Source organism: Egicoccus sp. AB-alg6-2, from assembly GCF_041821025.1.
In the GTDB taxonomy this organism is placed as follows: Bacteria; Actinomycetota; Nitriliruptoria; order Nitriliruptorales; family Nitriliruptoraceae; genus Egicoccus.
Genome location: NZ_JBGUAY010000003.1, coordinates 463,893 through 480,513 on the forward strand (window position 1 = coordinate 463,893; position 16,621 = coordinate 480,513).

14 protein-coding genes are annotated in these 16,621 nt (G+C 73.2%); 6 read left to right on the forward strand and 8 right to left on the reverse strand.

Annotation, left to right across the window (positions count from 1 at the left end):
- Positions 1–8 precede the first annotated feature (8 nt).
- From ACERMF_RS07090 to ACERMF_RS07100, 3 genes are read left to right on the forward strand one after another with little or no spacing between them, the layout of a single operon-like run.
- Complete coding sequence (locus ACERMF_RS07090) at positions 9–1,019, forward strand: ABC transporter substrate-binding protein (RefSeq protein WP_373668336.1); 1,011 nt, start codon at positions 9–11, stop codon at positions 1,017–1,019.
- Complete coding sequence (locus ACERMF_RS07095) at positions 1,016–1,816, forward strand: ABC transporter ATP-binding protein (RefSeq protein ID WP_373668337.1); 801 nt, start codon at positions 1,016–1,018, stop codon at positions 1,814–1,816. Before ACERMF_RS07090 ends, ACERMF_RS07095 begins: the two co-directional genes overlap by 4 nt.
- A gap of 11 nt (positions 1,817–1,827) precedes the next feature.
- Positions 1,828–2,577: a class I SAM-dependent methyltransferase gene (locus ACERMF_RS07100; protein ID WP_373668338.1), complete on the forward strand. Its 750-nt coding sequence runs from the start codon at positions 1,828–1,830 to the stop codon at positions 2,575–2,577.
- Between the two features lie 45 nt (positions 2,578–2,622).
- Here the strand turns inward: ACERMF_RS07100 and ACERMF_RS07105 are convergent, their stop codons facing one another.
- The 4 genes from ACERMF_RS07105 to sigK form a co-directional block, all read right to left on the reverse strand.
- Positions 2,623–4,224, reverse strand: coding sequence for a DUF5719 family protein (locus ACERMF_RS07105; protein ID WP_373668339.1), 1,602 nt, complete (start codon positions 4,222–4,224; stop codon positions 2,623–2,625).
- A complete protein-coding gene (locus tag ACERMF_RS07110) occupies positions 4,221–7,343 on the reverse strand; it encodes a glycosyltransferase family 2 protein (protein WP_373668340.1) in 3,123 nt (1,040 codons plus the stop codon). The genes ACERMF_RS07105 and ACERMF_RS07110 overlap by 4 nt, the downstream gene beginning before the upstream one ends.
- Before the next feature lie 231 nt (positions 7,344–7,574).
- On the reverse strand, positions 7,575–7,841 hold the full coding sequence (locus tag ACERMF_RS07115; protein WP_373668341.1) for a WhiB family transcriptional regulator: 267 nt from the start codon (positions 7,839–7,841) through the stop codon (positions 7,575–7,577).
- Between the two features lie 229 nt (positions 7,842–8,070).
- On the reverse strand, positions 8,071–8,727 hold the full coding sequence (sigK, locus tag ACERMF_RS07120; RefSeq protein ID WP_373668342.1) for an ECF RNA polymerase sigma factor SigK: 657 nt from the start codon (positions 8,725–8,727) through the stop codon (positions 8,071–8,073).
- A gap of 160 nt (positions 8,728–8,887) precedes the next feature.
- Between sigK and cofD the strand changes: the two genes are divergently transcribed.
- The 3 genes from cofD to ACERMF_RS07135 all read left to right on the forward strand — a co-directional run bounded on the left by cofD (position 8,888) and on the right by ACERMF_RS07135 (position 12,144).
- Positions 8,888–9,823 (forward strand): 2-phospho-L-lactate transferase, encoded by a 936-nt coding sequence (gene cofD, locus ACERMF_RS07125; RefSeq protein ID WP_373668343.1) that lies wholly within the window; start codon positions 8,888–8,890, stop codon positions 9,821–9,823.
- Positions 9,820–11,145 (forward strand): coenzyme F420-0:L-glutamate ligase, encoded by a 1,326-nt coding sequence (locus tag ACERMF_RS07130; RefSeq protein ID WP_373668344.1) that lies wholly within the window; start codon positions 9,820–9,822, stop codon positions 11,143–11,145. Before cofD ends, ACERMF_RS07130 begins: the two co-directional genes overlap by 4 nt.
- Before the next feature lie 90 nt (positions 11,146–11,235).
- Positions 11,236–12,144, forward strand: a complete 909-nt coding sequence (locus ACERMF_RS07135; protein ID WP_373668345.1) for a DUF3105 domain-containing protein — start codon at positions 11,236–11,238, stop codon at positions 12,142–12,144.
- Between the two features lie 9 nt (positions 12,145–12,153).
- Here the strand turns inward: ACERMF_RS07135 and ACERMF_RS07140 are convergent, their stop codons facing one another.
- The 4 genes from ACERMF_RS07140 to ACERMF_RS07155 are packed head-to-tail and all read right to left on the reverse strand — an operon-like array spanning position 12,154 to position 16,569.
- Entirely contained in the window at positions 12,154–13,209 is a 1,056-nt protein-coding gene (locus ACERMF_RS07140; protein ID WP_373668346.1) for a glycosyltransferase, read from the reverse strand.
- A 10-nt stretch (positions 13,210–13,219) separates the two neighbouring features.
- Complete coding sequence (locus ACERMF_RS07145) at positions 13,220–14,530, reverse strand: ABC transporter ATP-binding protein (RefSeq protein ID WP_373668347.1); 1,311 nt, start codon at positions 14,528–14,530, stop codon at positions 13,220–13,222.
- Between the two features lies 1 nt (position 14,531).
- Positions 14,532–15,437, reverse strand: coding sequence for an ABC transporter permease (locus tag ACERMF_RS07150; RefSeq protein ID WP_373668348.1), 906 nt, complete (start codon positions 15,435–15,437; stop codon positions 14,532–14,534).
- 28 nt (positions 15,438–15,465) lie between these two features.
- Positions 15,466–16,569, reverse strand: coding sequence for a sugar phosphate nucleotidyltransferase (locus ACERMF_RS07155; RefSeq protein WP_373668349.1), 1,104 nt, complete (start codon positions 16,567–16,569; stop codon positions 15,466–15,468).
- Positions 16,570–16,621: the final 52 nt, after the last annotated feature.

Sequence of the window (16,621 nt, forward strand, 5' to 3'; positions counted from 1 at the left end):
GAGCCCCGATGCGTCGACGTGTCCGCCTCCTCTCCCACCTCGCGACGGCGTCGCTGCTGACCGCCTGCGCCAGCGCCCCCACGACCGAGCAGGGAGCCGGCGCCCGGACGGCGCCCGGCAGCGGCCCCGCGGCGACCTCGTATCCGCTCGAGGTCGCCAACTGTGGGCACACCGTCGTCTTCCACGCAGCACCCGAACGCGTCGTGCTGCTCAACAGCGCCCCGACCTCGGCGCTGCAGGCCATCGGCGTGCTCGAGCGGACCGTGGCGCGTGCCGGCGCCTTCCCGCCCGCGTACTTCGACGAGGCGACCCGGTCGACGCTCGAGGCGATTCCTTCCCTCGGCGGGGACGACATCGACGCCGCAGGTCACTTCCAGATCTCGCAGGAGGTGGTCCTGGCCCACGAACCGGACCTGGTGCTGGGGCTGCCGGACGGCATCTCGCGGGACGCGCTCACCGATGCCGACATCCCCGTGCTGGAGGAACCGGCCATGTGCCCGGAGGGCCTCCCCGACCCCGGGTTCGACGACATCTACGCGCAGGTCGCGCTCTACGGGGAGGTGTTCGACCAGCAGGACGCGGCCGCCGAGGCCATCGAACGCCTGCGTGCACGGGTCGCGACGCTGACGACCCAGGCCGCCGGCGGGCGCACGGCGGCGGTGCTGTTTCCCACGGTCGGTGCCGGGGCCGGCTACGCCTACGGCACCCGCAGCATGACCCATCCCCAGCTCGAGGCCGCCGGGTTCACCAACGCCTTCGCCGACGTCGACGAGCGGGTCTTCGAGGTCACCCTCGAGGAGGTCCTCGACCGCGACCCCGACGTGCTGGTCCTGCTGCACGTCGACGGCGACCCCGAGCGCGTCGAAGCGGAGATCCGCGGGCTCCCCGGCGCCGACGGGCTGACCGCGGTCGCCAACGACGACATCCTCGTGCAGTTGTTCAACTTCTCCGAACCACCGACGCCGCTGTCGATCGACGGGCTCGAGCGGATCACGGCCACGTTCGGGGACGGCTCATGATCACCGCCGAGGGCGTCCGCTTCGCCTACGACCACACGCTCGTCCTCGACGACGTGGGGCTCGAGGTCCCGACCGGCGAGACGGTCGGGGTCATCGGGCCCAACGGCTGCGGCAAGACCACGTTCCTGCGCACGCTCTACGCGTCGCTGCAGCACCACGCGGGCCGGGTACTGCTCGACGAAACCGACATCACGACGTTCGGTGCCCGCGAGATCGCCGAACGGTTGGCGGTCGTGGTGCAGGAGCATCCCACCGACCTGCCCTACACGGTCGCGGAGATGGTCCTGCTCGGCCGGGCCCCGCACCAGGGCATGTTCGGCCGCCCGCGCGGACACGACCACCGCGTCGCCGCCGCGGCCCTGCGCAGGGTGGGGGCCCGGCACCTGGCCGACCGGGTGTACGCCACCCTCTCCGGTGGTGAGCGGCAGCGCGTGCTCATCGCACGCGCGATCGCCCAGGAGGTCGACCACCTGCTGCTGGACGAGCCGACCAACCATCTCGACATCCGCTACCAGCACGAGGTCCTCGCCCTCGTCGGATCGCTGGACGTCACCACGGTCGTGGTCCTTCATGACCTCAACCTGGCCGCCCGCTACTGCGACCACCTCGTGCTGCTCGACGCCGGCAGGGTCGCCCGCGCCGGTCCGGTGGCCGACGTCCTCGTCCCCGAGGTCCTCGAACCCGTCTATGGCGTGCACGTCCAACGCTTCGAGCACGACGGCCATCCGCAGCTGCTGTTCTCGCCCATCGCCGAGGACGCCGAGGTCGGCCTCCTGCCGGTCCCCGACCACCCTTGAGGAGTTCTCCCATGACCAGTTCAGGAACCTCCACCGACGTCCAACAGGCGATGGACACCTACTGGCACCGTCGCGCCCCCCACTACCACGACCATCAACGTCGCACCCAGACGGCCGCGATCCGTGACTTCTGGACGCGGCTGTGGCAGGACGCGCTTCCCGCCGCGCCGATCGAGGTCCTCGACGTCGGGACGGGGACCGGCGAGGTCGCGGCCGTGCTCGCCCGCCTCGGTCACCGGGTGACCGCCATCGACACCGCCGCGGGCATGCTGGAGCTCGCGAGGCAGCGCCCACTGGACAGCACCGGCGGCGGGTCGGTGGTCTGGCAGCACGGTGACGCCGTCCGGCCGCCCTTCCCACCGGCCAGCTTCGACGCCGTCACCAGCCGCTATGTGCTGTGGACCCTGCGCGACCCGGTCGCCGCGCTCGAACGCTGGCGGGCGCTGCTCCGCCCCGGCGGCCGGCTGGTCGCCGTCGACAGCACCTGGTTCCCGGAGGGCATCCACCCGACCGGGCCCGCCGGCGACGCCTCCAGGCTGCCCGAGTTCCAGCGCCACTACACCCGCGCCGTGACCGCCCGACTGCCACTGGCCGAGGCCGACAGCATCACGCCCGCGGTCCGTGCCGTCGAAGCCGCCGGCTTCGAGGACGTCACGCTCGAACCGCTGGAACCGCTCGAGCGTCTCCAGACCCAGGCCGCCATCCCGAGCGACCACGACATCCGGCTGCAGTACCTCATCACGGCCACCGCGCCACGGTGATCCGAGGGGCGGGGCCGTCGGCGCCGTCGTCCAGACGACGTGGCGTCAACCGTCACCGTCGGAGTCGAGCACCGGAGCCGAGGGATCCTCGAACTCCTCCTCGACGTCCGGGCCGAGGGGTTCGGCGACGCCGATGCCGCCGGCCGTCCCGAGCCGCTGCACGACACCGTGCGCGGCGGTCGCCGGCACCGCCTGGCCGTTCGGTCGCCACGCAGCGGACGGCGTCGCGGGGTGCGCGACCAGGTGCAGCGCCTCGGCGCCCCCGGTCCCGACCCGGGCGACGACGACCTCGCCCTCCGAAGCGACGACGAACGCCGACCAGCCGTTCACGGCTCCGAGCACCTCGCGCAGCGGCACGGAAAGGGCCTGGCCGGGACCGACCTCCAGCTCAGCCAGCTCTTCCGGTCGGAGCACCGTGGAGCCGTTGAACAGGGCGACCGAGAAGGTGGCCGGTTCGCTGCCGGGGTTGACGACGTCCAGCCGTTCGTTCCGGTCGGCCGTCGCGCCGCCCGAGACCACCCAGCGGTCGTCCGCGGCCGGGATGCCCAGCTGGACGGCGAAGCCGGTGCTCGCCGCCCCGTCACCGGAGCGCAGCACCGCACCCGAAACGTGGATCGGCGCGCCGTCCGAGCGCGCCGTCACGGCGGCCGCCGTCACGCCTTCGGGGAAGGTGCCCCGCAGGTCGACGCGCCGCACCTGACCCGGGGCGACGGTCACGTCGCTCAGTCCCACGGGCGGCACGCCACCGTCGGGGGTGTGCAGCGTCAGCTCCACCGGCGCGGGGCGATCGCCGAGGTTGACCACCCACAGCCAGGACGTGTCGCCCTCGCGGTCGGACACCCACGGCACCGTCCACGTCTCCGCGGGCGTGCTGCTGGCGCCGAGCAGCGAAACGCCGTCGACGTCGCCGATGGCGCTGCGCGCGAGCTGGTAGCCCTCGGCGACCGCGCGGCCCGACAGCACCCGGACGACGGCCGTGAGGTCGGCCTGCTCCGGCATCGACTCGTTGACCGTGAGCTCGAACACGCCTTCGGCCGGCACGGTCAGGTTCTGCAGAGCGAGTGGCTCCTGCGGCCCCTGCGGGGTCACGAACCCGATCGCGATCGTCGCGTCGGTCGGGAACGGGTTGGCCGCCCGCAGGCGGGCCTCGTGGCCGCCTTCGGTGCTCAGTCCGGGGATGACCCAGCGGTCGGCGAGGGAGCTGTGGCACGGGCCTGCGACGGTCCCACGGGGGACGTCGTCCACCTCCTCGAGGCGCCATTCCCTGGCCAACGTCAGCGGACCGTCGCTCCAGCGCCCGAACACGGCGCTCGCGTCTCCCGCCGACGGCGTGGCGCGAACGTGCGCGCCGGGGAAGACCGGGGGAACCCCCACGGCCCGACCGCCGTCGGTCGCGAACGTGCGCAGGTCCAGCGTGCCCGGCTCGTCGCCGTCGGCACCCGGGCGTGCCGCGGTCACGGCCAGCTCGCTGCCGCTGCGGCCGTCCCCGACCGCACACGTCCACGCCCCCGAGACGGCCTCGTCGACGTCGACCACGGATCCTGCCGGTGCCGCTCCGGGCAGCTCCAGCAGTTCGTCCGCGCCGACGACCGACACGGCACCCAGCAGGGTCAGTGCGGCGGCCATCCAGGTCCGGCGGCGCCTCATGCGACCACCTCGGGGGTACGGCTCGGCGCCGTCGGGGGCGTTGCCGGCGGCTCGGTCTCGACGTCGTTGCGGCGGGCGAACCGTGGCGGCCGCAAAGCCAGCGAGATCACGACCAGCAGGGCGAGCAGTTGGCCGGCGACGGCGGCGCCGCGCGCACGGTCGCCGAGGTGGAGCACCTCGACACGCCCGTCGTTCTCCGAGGACCCGAAGACGACCAGTCCACTGTCGCCGCGCGTACGGGACAGCGTGCGACCGCCCTGCACCGCGTACCAGCCGGGGTCGCCGACCTCGGCGATCGCGATCACGTCGTTCCCCGCTGCCGGACCGCGGAAGGCGCCCGGCTCGACCTGCTCCAGGGGCGTGACCTCGGCGGTACCGGGAACCAGGCCGGCGGCCAGGTCCGCCGCGTCGACGCCGCTGAGCGCGGCCGCGCGCGGCAGCCAGTTCGGAACGGCGAACAGGCGGCCGTCGGCGATCGGGCGCGGCTCGAGGCCCAACTGGGCGCGGAGCGCGAGGTCGACGCGCTCGCTCACGCCGCCGTCGGGCACGAACACGTACCGGACGTTGAGGGCCCCGAGGCGCGCGGCTGCGGCCGGATCCCCGCCACCGAGCGTCGCCGTGACGATCGGAGCGACCAGGGCCTCCGCGACGGCGCCGTCGGCGACACCGAAGGCCGCCATGGTCGGTCCCCGCCCGTCGACGACCTCCCACTGGACCTGCTCGCCGTCGTCGGCCAGCACGAGCACCCGGAAGGGGCCCTCCTCGACCGCGGCGGCGCTCACGAATGTCGGCAGCGCCGGACGGTCGATCGCGTAGGCCTGCCACGGACCGCGCGCCAGTTCGGCCGCCACCACGCCGAGCCCGACGGCGACGGCCAGGCCGGTGGTGAGCGCGGCCAGCTGCCGCCAGCCGAAGGCGTGCCGGGTCAGTTGCGCCTCGGCCGTCGCGAAGGCGAGCGCGAGCAGTCCCGCGAACGCGGCGGCCGTGAGCATCAGCGGAACGCCGGGCCAGGTCACGATCCCGAACCGCCCGAAGAGCCACGCGGCCACGGCCCCCACCAGCGCGACCGACCACAGCGACGCGACGATGGCCGGTCGCCGTGGCGTGCCCAGCACGAGCCCGAGCAGGCCGGCCAGCACGAAGGCGCCGCCGACGATCGGGACCGGGATCCCGGCCAGGTCCGGAGTCAGGCTGAGCCACCGCCACAGCTCGTCCACGACGACCTCGCCGTCCGTGGCTCGCAGCGGGCCGTCCTCCGCGAACAGACGCAGGCTCCACGGCATGAGCAGCACGAAGGGAGCCAAAGACGCCGTCAGCGTCCGGACCGCGAGCGCCCGTCGCCACGCCCCGTCCGCCGCGGCGGGCGCGAACCAGCCGACGACGAGCAGGACGAGCCCGGCGACGAGCAGGGCGGGGACGACCACCGGCTCGAAGGCGCCCGCGATCGCGGCCAGCAGGACGACTCCGGCGACCGCGCGCCAGGCACGGGTCGAGCTGGTGGCGGGACGTGCGAGCACCGTGCCGGCCGCGACGATGCCCGGCAGCGCGGCGAGGACGACGAGCGCACCGATGTGGCCGGTCGTCAGGGCGGCGAAGGCGGGCGGCGAGAGCACGTAGGCGGTGGCCGCGACGACCCGGGCGAGGCGACGGGACGAGAAACCCTGGGCCGCGCGCAGCGCCAGCAACCAGGCGAGCAGCGGCAGTCCCAGCAGCAGCAGGCGTGGGGCGGCGTAGCTGGAGCCGAACGCCAACAGGTGAAGTGCGCCGAGCACGGCCTGTGCGGGCGACGCCGCCGTGGCGGTGCCGAACGCACCGGCGCCGTGCCACCCGGACACGTAGTCGCCGAGGAAGGCGGCCGGGCTCGCCGGCCACGGCGCCAGCTGGCCGCCCCGCAGTTCGCCGGGCAGCAGCAACGGCCAGGCGCCGACGAGGACCACGAGCGTCAGGACGCCGCCGACGGCCAGGACGGGCCGGCGCTTGATGCCCCGGGCGAGACGACGGAAGCCACCCGCTGGCGGCGTCGGTTGCGGCGCCGGCGCGGCGTATCCGCCGTGGTCGACGTCGCCGCCCGCGATCCACTCGCCGATGGCCTCGGCGTAGGCCCGCACGCGCGGGATGATGCGTCCGAACAGCTCCCGGAGTTCGCGGTCGCCGCGCCGGCGCGAGGCCTGCACCTCGCGGCGCAGTCGCAGGGTCTCGCGCAGGTGCAGCACGTTCCACAGCCATGCCCGCACGGTCTGCCACGCGTCCGAGACCCGCCGGGTCAGCAGGAAGCCGAGGACCTTGGCGACGCCGACGAGGAAGTACAGCGGCACGACCAGGAGCAGCCGCGCGAACCCGTAGTTCTTGAGCAGCGTCGCCAGCGTGTTCCGCTCGGCGAAGTAGCGCGGGCCGATGTGGCGCGTCTGTCCCAGCCGTAGGTAGTTCGTGGCGGCCGCGACGTGGGCACCGACCGCCTCGGGCACCACCTCGACGTCGTGGCCGGCGAGCCAGGCGCGCCAGCACAGGTCGAGGTCGTCGCGGAAGAGGTGGAACCGGCGATCGAAGCGACCGAGCGTGTCGAAGACGTCACGACGGACCAGCATCCCGCTCGTGGAGACGTACAGGGTGCGGCGTTCGTTGTCGCGTTGGCCCTGGTCGAGCTCGCCCTCGTCGATGCCGCTGTCGGCGCGGCCGGTGAGGTCGACGGTCCAGCCGACCGACTGCAGTTCGTGCTCGCGACCCCAGACCCGCTGCTTGGGCCCGACGATCGCCAGACGGGGATCCGCCTGCATCGCCTGCACCATCCGGTCGATGGCGTCGGGCTCGAGTGCCGTGTCGTCGTGCAGGAACAACACGAACGGGGCGCCGCCCGCCGTGGTGGCAGGGCGGGCATCGAGCGCCATCGACACCGCGGCGCCGAACCCGAGGTCGCGCTCGGCGACCAGGACCTGGTCGGGGGACAGGTGCTGGAGGAGCACGTCACGCGTCGCGTCGGTGCTGCCGTTGTCGACGGCGACGACATCGAGGGAGCCGTAGGTCTGGGCGGCGAGGGCGTCGAGGGTACGCGGCAGCCAGCCCGCACCATCGTGGGTGACGAGCACGACGAGCACGGTCGAGAGCTCGGGCGAAGCCGGCACGGTCGCGGGCGCTCCTGGATCCGTCGGACGGCGCACCCGCGCCGGACGCACGTGGTCGTGCCGTTCGCGACGGGGCGGCGAGGTGGGACCGGGCGGCGGGCGGCCGAGCCGTCGGCGCGGAGCCCTCGAAGGTGGCCGGATCCAGCCGCCGGAGCACTCCTGGCGGAGCGCGCCGGGACGGTACCACCTGACGGCGGCTCGAAGATCCTCCGCCGAGCGATGCGGCGGGATTCAGGCGGTCAGGCGCTTCGCGCGTCGCCGTTCGCGCTCCGACAGGCCACCCCAGATACCGAAGCGCTCGTCGTTGCTGAGGGCGAACTCGAGGCAGTCGTCACGGACGGGGCAGGCGGTGCAGATCCGCTTGGCCTCCCGCGTGGATCCCCCCTTCTCGGGGAAGAACGCCTCGGGATCGGCGTCGAGGCACTTGGCCTCGAGCATCCACGCACGGTCGTCGGCGTCGAACGCCAGCCGGGCACTCAGCTCCGCAATGGCCCCCATCCGCTGACTCCTGTCACCGCGCCCCCACGCTGGGGAGCCGCATCCTCGACAACCATGGAACTACACGGTCGTCATTCTGGACATGCAGCCAGGTCTGTCAAGCGAAACACCACTAGCGGTGGGGTCCTGAGGCCCGGAATGGCCCCAGGGGTGGGGTCGGGCGCGCCACGCGCACGCAAATGCGCCCGCCCGTGCGGGCGCATCCGACCCCGACGGTGGGCCGCGCGGATCAGATCTCGTCGGCCAGGACCTCGCGCAGCCGCAGCAGCCCGTCGCGCAGGCGGCTCTTGGCGGTGCCTTCGGGAATGCCGAGCACCCGCGCCACGTCGCGGTAGGTGTGACCCGCGAAGTAGGCCAGCTCGATCGCCTCACGTTGGCGCTGCGTGAGATCGGCGAGCGCCTTGCGGACCTGCCAGTGCTCGAGGCGAACCTCGACCGCATCCGCGACCTCGTCGAACTCACGGGACTGGTCGCGTCGCGACACGCGCTGGTCGCGGTCGCGGCTGGCCTGCTCACTGCGCACCCGGTCGACGGCGCGACGGTGGGCGAGCGTGCTGACCCAGCCCGACGCCGTGCCCCGGTCGGCGTCGAACCGGTCGGCCTTGCGCCAGACCTCGACCAGCACCTCCTGGGCGACCTCCTCGGCGAGCGCCCGGTCCCGCAGCACCCGCATGGTGATGCCGAGCACCTGCGGGCTGACGCGGTCGTACAGCGTGGCGAAGGCCGGCTGGTCGCCGCCGGCCGCCGCGAGCAGCAGCGCCTCGCTCGTCCAACCGCTGAGCGGCTCGGCCGCCGACGGCCGGGTGCGCGGCCGCGACACGGCCGGCGTCGCTCGGCGCGACCGGCCGGACGCGATCGGGACGGCGACGGCGGTGGTCACGCTCATGGTGGCTCCAAGCAGTACCGGGGGGCGGAACATAAGCTTGGCAAGCTGTCCAGGTTCTGTCAAGGTCTGTCGAGGTTCGTTCGGACGGGGCATCCCCGCGCCGGGCCGTCCCGGGGACGCCACTACCCTGCCGGCGGTCCCACGGGCGAAGGGCACAGGCGTGTACGCGGTCTTGGCGGGCGGGGTCGGAGCGGCCCGGTTCCTGCGCGGTCTGACGGCGGCGGTGCCGGGCGAGGAGATCGTCGCGGTGGTCAACGTCGGCGACGACCTGACGCTGCACGGCCTGCGGATCTGCCCCGACCTCGACTCCATCACCTACTGGCTCGCCGGCGTGGTGCACCCCGAGCAGCAGTGGGGTCGTGCCGACGAGCGGCACACGGTCGCGGACGAGTTGCGCCGCTTCGGCGACCCCGGCTGGTTCACGCTCGGGGACCGCGACCTCGCGACCCACCTGCACCGCACGGCCCGTCTGCGCGAGGGCGCACCACTCTCCGTCGTCACCGACGAGATCCGTCGTGCGTTCGGCGTCTCCACACGCCTGCTGCCGGTCACCGACGACCCCGTCGAGACCCGCATCCACACCAGCGACGGGCGCGACCTGCACTTCCAGGAGTACTGGGTCCGTGAACGCGCCCGACCGCAGGTCGCGGAGATCGCGTTCGCCGGAGCGGCCGACGCGGAGCCGGCCCCCGGCGTCGTCGAGGCCATCCTCGACGCCGACGTCGTGCTGGTCGCTCCGTCCAACCCGGTGGTGTCCATCGACCCCATCCTCCGGGTGCCGGGGCTGCGTGCCGCGGTGCACCAGTCACCGGCACCGGTGGTCGGGGTGTCCCCGATCGTGGGCGGCCGCGTCGTCCGTGGCATGGCCCATCGTCTCCTGCCCGCGGTCGGCGCCGAGGTCAGCGCCGCAGGCGTCGCCGCGTACTACGGCGACCTCCTCGATGCCTGGGTGGTCGACGACCGCGACCGCGACGCCGTGGCGACGGTCGAGGCGACCGGCGTCCGCGCCGTCGCCACCGACACCATGATGGACGACCCCGAGGTCGCAGCCGCCCTGGCCCGCACCTGTCTCGCGCTGGCTGGCGGCGGCTCGTGACCCCACGCGTCGAGGTGGTCGCCCTTCCGACCGCGCACCGGTTCGCGGCCGGCGACGACCTCGCCCGCCACCTGCTCGAGGCGGCCGGGGACGCCGGCGTGACCCTGCGCGACGGCGACACCCTGTGCGTCGCGAGCAAGGTGGTCAGCCTCGTCGAGGACGCGACGCATCCGCTCGCCGGCGACGATCCGCGGCAGGCGCGACGGGACCTGGCCCGGCAACTGGCGGCGAGGATCGTGGCGGACACGCCCGCGGTACTCGTGACCGAGACCGTGCACGGGTTCGTCTGTGCGAACGGCGGCATCGACGCCTCCAACGTCCCTGGCGAGCACGCCGCCCTGCTGCTGCCCGACGACCCCGACGCCTCCGCGGCCCGGTTGTGCGCCGAACTCCGGCGACGCACCGGCCGGCAGGTCGGCGTGGTCGTCACCGACACCTTCGGGCGGCCCTGGCGGCTGGGGCAGACCGAGGTCGCGCTCGGGGTCGCCGGCACGGCGGCACTGCGCGACGAGCGCGGCGGTACGGACCTCGATGGTCGCCCGCTGGACGTGACGCAGGCCGCCGTCGCCGACGAGGTCGCCGGTGCGGCCGACCTGGTCCGCCACAAGGCCAGCGGCACGCCGTTCGTCCTCGTCCGGGGGCTCGAGGCGGGGCGGCCCGGGACGGGGCGTGAGCTGCTGCGTCCCGCATGGCAGGACGCGTTCCGAGCCGGCGGTCCGACCGCGGCCCAGCGCGCCGTCGCCGAGCGCCGCACCGTCCGGCGGTTCGCCCCCGACCGACCGGTGCCCGAGCAGGCGGTCGAGGCCGCCGTCGCCGCCGCGGCCACCGCTCCCGCGCCCCACCACAGCCGGCCGTGGCGCTTCGTACGGCTGCGACCCGACACGCGCGAGCGCCTGCTCGACGCGATGGCACAGCAGTGGCGGACGGACCTGGACGGCGACGGCCTCGATCCCGAGGTCGTGCGCCGCCGCCTCGCCCGCTCCGACGCGGTCCTGCGGGATGCACCGGTCCTCCTGGTGCCGTTCGTGGTGACCGACGCGGCGCATCCCTACCCCGACCCCCGCCGCGCCACGGCCGAGCGCGACCTGTTCCTGCTGTCCGGTGGTGCGGCGCTGCAGAACCTGCAGGTGGTGTTGCGGGCGCACGGACTCGGTTCGGCATGGATCTCCTCGACCGCGTTCTGCGCCCCCACGGTCCGAGCCGTCCTGGAGCTGCCGCCGGATTGGCAGCCGCTGGGCATGATCGCGGTCGGCCACCCCGACACCGCCGAGTCGCCGGAGCGACCGCCGATCGACGTGGCCGACTTCCTGGAGGAGCGCTGAGCCGCCTCGGGCGGCGACGGGGGCAACGTCCGCGGGATGGGTACGCTTCATGCCTCCTGTCCCACCCCTGCCCGACGAGGTGCTGCCCCCGTGGCCGAACGCGAACGTCTCACCAACAAAGAGCGCCGTGCCCAGTCACGTGACGAGCGCAAGCGCCGCGAGGCGGAGCTCGCCCGGAAGCGCAAGCGCAACTCGCTGCGCAACGGGCTGATCACCGCCGCGGTCGTCGCCGTCGTCGGTGCCGTGCTCCTGCAGGCCTTCATCGGCGGACCGGCCACCCTCGACGACGCCATCCTGGTCAACTCCAGCGAGGTCGAGGACGCCCGCGCCGCCGCCGGCTGCGAGATGCTGGTCGACCGGGAGCCGCTCGAGGACCGCAGCCACTTCGAGGCCAATGCCGCCCCGTCGCCCGATGCGATCTACACCGACGTCCGGCCGACGCACTCGGGCCCGCACATGCTGCAGACGCACCCGATCGTCTCGTCGGGCGCCAACAGCCAGCTCGACGAGCGTTCGACCACCCACAACCTCGAGCACGGCGCCGTCATCGTCTGGCACGACCCGGACCAGACCGACGCCGGCGGGGAGATGGGCGACTGGAGCGAGACGCTCAACGCCAACGGCTTCGCGAACAGCCGCGGCGGTGCCGCCATCTTCGTCTCCCCCTACACCGACCCGGGCATCAGCTCCGGCAAGGCGATCGCGTTCCGTGCCTGGGGCGTCGCGATGGACTGCGACTCCTGGGACGAGGACGTCGCCAACGGGTTCGTCATCGACCACTACGGCACGCACGGCATCGCGCCGGAACGTCCGCTCGGCCCCTACCCCGAAGGGGTCCTCGAGTACGAGGACGTCGAGGTCGACGACAACACCGACGCTCCCGTCGACGGGCAGCTGATGGAGGAGCCCGAGGACGACGCGGACACGGAGTCGACCGGAGACGACGGCGACGCCGAGCCAACCGAGGAGACGACCGAGGACGAGCCCGCCGACGAGTGACGCGGGTGGTCAGCGCGCGACGCCGAGGGCACGGCCGGTCACGCGCCGCCACCAGGTCCCGATCCACGGGCGCCACCGGAACGGTTCGACCCAGCGCGCGACGACCTCGCCGGTCGAAACGCGGCTGCGCGCCAACACCTGGCGCCGCCGCCGGCGCGCCCCGGGCAGCAACGCGAGTCGGCGCGCGGCCGGGACCAGGGCACTCGGGACGGTCACGGCGAGCTCGATCGTCTTGAGGGCGGTGGTGGCGACCACCACGGGCGCCGCCCGCACCAGGGCCGCGAGGTCGTCGCAGGTCGCGACCACGACCAGCCGGTTGGCATAGTTGAGCGCCTCGACGAGCGGCGTTCGCCGCACCCCGGCGCCGCCGCGCTCGTGCCGGCCGACGGCGGTCGGCTCGTACCAGGCACGCCAGCCGAGCAGCCGCGCCCGCCAGTCGAGTTCGACGTCGTCGAAGTAGGCGAACAGGTCCTCGGTCAGCACCTCACGTCGTCCGTCGTCGCCGCGCCACGCCACGTCGTCGAGCATGACCCGGCGGTGGAGCACCAGCGCCCCCGAGGCACCGAACACCTCGCCGGCCTGCTCGTACTGTCCGAGGTCACGCTCGCCCTCGCCCCGGTTGCGCACCAGCCGGGCGCTGGTGAGCACGTGACCGGTGGTGTCGATCACCGGGGCGCCGTCGGGGGCGGCGACCGTGCGAAGCAGTTTCGGCTGGACCGAGCCGATGCGCTCGTCCTGCTCGAGCACGGCGACGCAGCGCGACACCAGGCTCGGATCGGGCTCGATGTCGACGTTGCAGAAAAGCACCGCGTCGCCGTCGCTGACGGCCAGCCCGTCGTTGATCGCACCGGCGAAGCCACGGTTGGTGTGGTTGCGGACGATCCGCAGCGGATGCCGCCACGGCCGCGTCTCGGCTTCGGCGAGGATCCGGGCGGTCACGTCGGTGCTGGCGTTGTCGACCACGACCACCTCGAGGTCGTCGTGGTCCTGCGCGTCGAGGCGCGCGAGACACGCCGGCAACTGCGTCGCGGCGTTCCAGCTGACCACCACGGCGACGACCTTCATCGGCGCCGGCTCATCGGTTCAGACGCCGCCGCCGCTGCAGGCGCGCCAGCGGGATGGGCGCGGTCTGCGTCGCGTCGTTGAGTCGCCGGGCGGGACCTTCCGAGACCGCGGTGGTCGCCGCAAGGTCGACGAGGCCGGCGCCGCCCGGCGCCGGGGCGACGGAGAACCGGGTCGCGTCCGGGACCACGGCCCAGGTCTCGCGGCCCGACGCGTCCGTCACCGACACCGTGATGGCGTAGTGGCCGGCGAGCAGGTGCGCCGTGAACCGCATGTCCACCACCGCCTCCTGGTCCACCACGAGCGGGCCGACCCCGACGCCCTGCCAGGTCGTGTGCAGCTCGTAGAGGTGGGTGCCGTCGCCGCGCGTCACGATCAGCCCGACGCTGCAGACGTCGACCTCGGCGATGGCACGCAGCCGCACCCGCGCGGTCATCGACGTCGAGGGGGCGATCTCCTCGACCGGCTGCCCGTCCGGGCCGAGAAGGGCCACCTCCTCGACCCGGACGCGTCGGGCGTCACGGCGCCGCGGTCCCGGCGGCGCCGAGGCGGACGCCACCCGTTGCCGGTACAGCTCGACTCCTTCGGCGACGGGGCCGTCGAAGACGACGCGCCCGTGCTCCATGACCAGGGTGCGGTCGCACATCTCGCGGACGGCGTCGAGGTCGTGGCTGACGAGCACGAAGGTCTTGCCCGAGTCGCGGAACGCCTGCATGCGCTCGAGGGAGCGGTCCTGGAACTCGGCGTCGCCGACCGCGAGTACCTCGTCCACCAGCAGGATGTCGGGGTCGACGGTGACGGCGATCGCGAAGCCGAGCCGGACGTAGAGCCCCGAGGAGTAGGTACGGACCGCCGTGTCGAGCAGCGGTCGGATCCCGGCGAAGTCGACGATCTCGTCGAAGCGTTCGTCGATCTCGGCCCGGCTCAGGCCGAGGATGGCGCCGTTGAGGTAGATGTTCTCGCGGCCGGTCAGGTCACCGTGGAACCCGGCGCCGAGCTCGAGCAGGGAGGCGACGCGGCCGTTGGTGAACATCGTGCCCTCGTCGGGCGGCAGGATCCGGGCCATGAGCTTGAGCAGCGTCGACTTGCCCGAGCCGTTGTGACCGATCACGGCCACCGACTCGCCGTGGTCGATGTGGAAGGTGACGTCCTCGACGGCGTTGAAGTCGGTGTAGGACGCGCGGCGGAGCCGGTACAGCCGTTCCTTGAGCCCGCCCGGCCGCTCGTGGAACAGCCGGAACGTCTCGGTGACCCCTTCGACGACGACCGCGGGCCGCGAGGGGTCGACCTGCATGCCGGCGAACTGCCCGATGGTGCGTCGCATCTCACACCTCCTTGGCGAAGGTGCGTGCGCGCCGCAGGAACACGGCGTAGCCGAACACGAACGCGCCGAGCGCCCACAGCGCCGCGATACCGATGGCGGACACACTCGGCCAGGCCGGTGCCAGCGACTCGATGTCGTCGACGCCGCGGCGGATGACGGGGCCGTAGAGCGGTTCGCGGAACACCTCGACGAACCACGTCATCGGGTTGTAGGTCAGCGCCGTGGCGATCCAGTCCAGGGAGCGCCGCTCGAGCTCGGGCGAGGCCTGCACCAGCGCCAGCGGGTAGAGCACCGGCGTCGCGTAGAACCAGACCTGGAAGATGACGATGAACAGCTCCTGCAGATCGCGGAAGACCACGTTGACGCCCGCGAACCACATGGCGGCACCGCTGGTGAACACGGTCAGCAACACGACCGCGAGCAGGGTGGCGGGCAGGTGCACGAGCAGACCCCAACCACGGAAGTAGATCAGGAACGGGCTGATCACCAGCAGCGCCAGCAGCAGGTGGACGAGCTGGGACAGCACGTGCGACAGCGGCAGCACCTCGCGCGGGAAGTACACCTTCTTGACGAGGTCGCCGTTGCCGACGATGGAGTCGGTGCCGCCCCGGCAGGAATTCTGGAAGAACTGCCACAGCAGGTAGCCGGCGACGAAGAAGGCGGGGAAGTCGTCGACGGGGATGGGCACCACCACCGTGAACACGACACTGAAGACGATCGTCATCAGCACCGGCGTGATCATCGACCACAGGAATCCCAGCGCCGAGTTCTTGTAGCGGACCTTGAGTTCCTTGCGCACGAGCTGCAGCAGCAGTTCGCGGGCGCGCCACAGCTCGACGAGCTTGCCAGAAGCCGCGCGCGCCAGACGTCGCCCGGCCGGTTCGTCGAACGGGGTCTCGAGGCTCATCGGCGCCACCGCCGTGGGGTCGAAACGATCATGCGCCCGGCAGCGGCCGGCGCACACCGGCCTCCAACCGGGTGCCGGGCGCGATGCGCTGCCCGTCGCCGAGCACCACCTCACGGCCGACGTGCACCCCGCGGCCGACGTGCACTTCGATCCCGGCGAGCAGCCCGTCGGCCTCCACATCGGCCTCGATGACGCTGCTGGCGAGCACGACCGAGTCCTGCAGCCGGGCGTTCCGGCCGACCTGGACCCCTGCGCCGAGCACGACGTCGGGACCGACCTCGGCGCCCGCGTGGACGCGTACGCCGGGTTCGAGCAGCAGCGGCCCGACGAGCTTGGCGCCCTCCTCGACCACGACCCCGGATGCGAGCCGCACCCCCTCGGCGTCACCGTCGAAGGCGTCCAGCGTCGGCCACCGCATCGCGCCGGACAGGGCCAGCCGTTGACCGGCGAGGAACCGCTCCGGCGTGCCGAGGTCGGCCCAGACCCCGTCGGCGACGAAGCCGTGCACGGCGGCTCCGCCCTCGACGAGTTGTGGGAACACCGTGCGCTCGAAGCTGAGGCGGCCCTGAGGGAACCGGGCGATGGCATCGGGCTCGAGCACGTACGTGCCGGCGTTGACGGTGTCCTGGCCCGGCAGCGACCCGGGTTCGGGCTTCTCGACGAACGCGGTGATCCGTCCCTCCTCCAGCACGCACACCCCGAACGTGGAGGTGTCCTGGACCCGGGTCAGTACCAGCGTCGCGTCGGCGTCGGCGTCGAGGTGGTGGGCCACGGCACCGGCGAGGTCGACGTCGGTGAGGATGTCGCCGTTGAGGACGAGGAAGGTGCCCGTCACCCGGTCCAGTGCGCTGCGCACCCCGCCCGCCGTGTCGAGCGGCTCGGGTTCGGGAACGATGTCGACGTGCACGCCGCGGTTCCGGAACAGGCCGGCGAACGAGGCGAACGGGGCGGTGTCGGCACCGACGACGAGCAGCACCCGCTCGACGCCGACGGCGGCGAGGCGTAGGACCACACCTTCGAGGAAGGGCCCACCACAGAACGGCAGCAGCGGCTTGGGCGTGGTGTCGGTCAACGGGCGCAACCGGCTGCCGGCGCCACCGGCGACGATCATCGCCTCGCGAACTCGCCTCACGTCGGTCCTTTGCTGGTGCGATCCGCGTCTGGGGACGCGACCGTAGCGGGCG

Excerpts from the sequence above, each read along its gene's own strand:
- ACERMF_RS07090 (WP_373668336.1), top strand. The coding sequence starts at position 9 with ATGCGTCGACGTGTCCGCCTCCTCTCCCACCTCGCGACGGCGTCGCTG.
- ACERMF_RS07095 (WP_373668337.1), top strand. The coding sequence starts at position 1,016 with ATGATCACCGCCGAGGGCGTCCGCTTCGCCTACGACCACACGCTCGTC.
- ACERMF_RS07100 (WP_373668338.1), top strand. The coding sequence starts at position 1,828 with ATGACCAGTTCAGGAACCTCCACCGACGTCCAACAGGCGATGGACACC.
- ACERMF_RS07105 (WP_373668339.1), bottom strand. The coding sequence starts at position 4,224 with ATGAGGCGCCGCCGGACCTGGATGGCCGCCGCACTGACCCTGCTGGGT.
- ACERMF_RS07115 (WP_373668341.1), bottom strand. The coding sequence starts at position 7,841 with ATGGGGGCCATTGCGGAGCTGAGTGCCCGGCTGGCGTTCGACGCCGAC.
- sigK (WP_373668342.1), bottom strand. The coding sequence starts at position 8,727 with ATGAGCGTGACCACCGCCGTCGCCGTCCCGATCGCGTCCGGCCGGTCG.
- ACERMF_RS07140 (WP_373668346.1), bottom strand. The coding sequence starts at position 13,209 with ATGAAGGTCGTCGCCGTGGTGGTCAGCTGGAACGCCGCGACGCAGTTG.
- ACERMF_RS07145 (WP_373668347.1), bottom strand. The coding sequence starts at position 14,530 with ATGCGACGCACCATCGGGCAGTTCGCCGGCATGCAGGTCGACCCCTCG.
- ACERMF_RS07150 (WP_373668348.1), bottom strand. The coding sequence starts at position 15,437 with ATGAGCCTCGAGACCCCGTTCGACGAACCGGCCGGGCGACGTCTGGCG.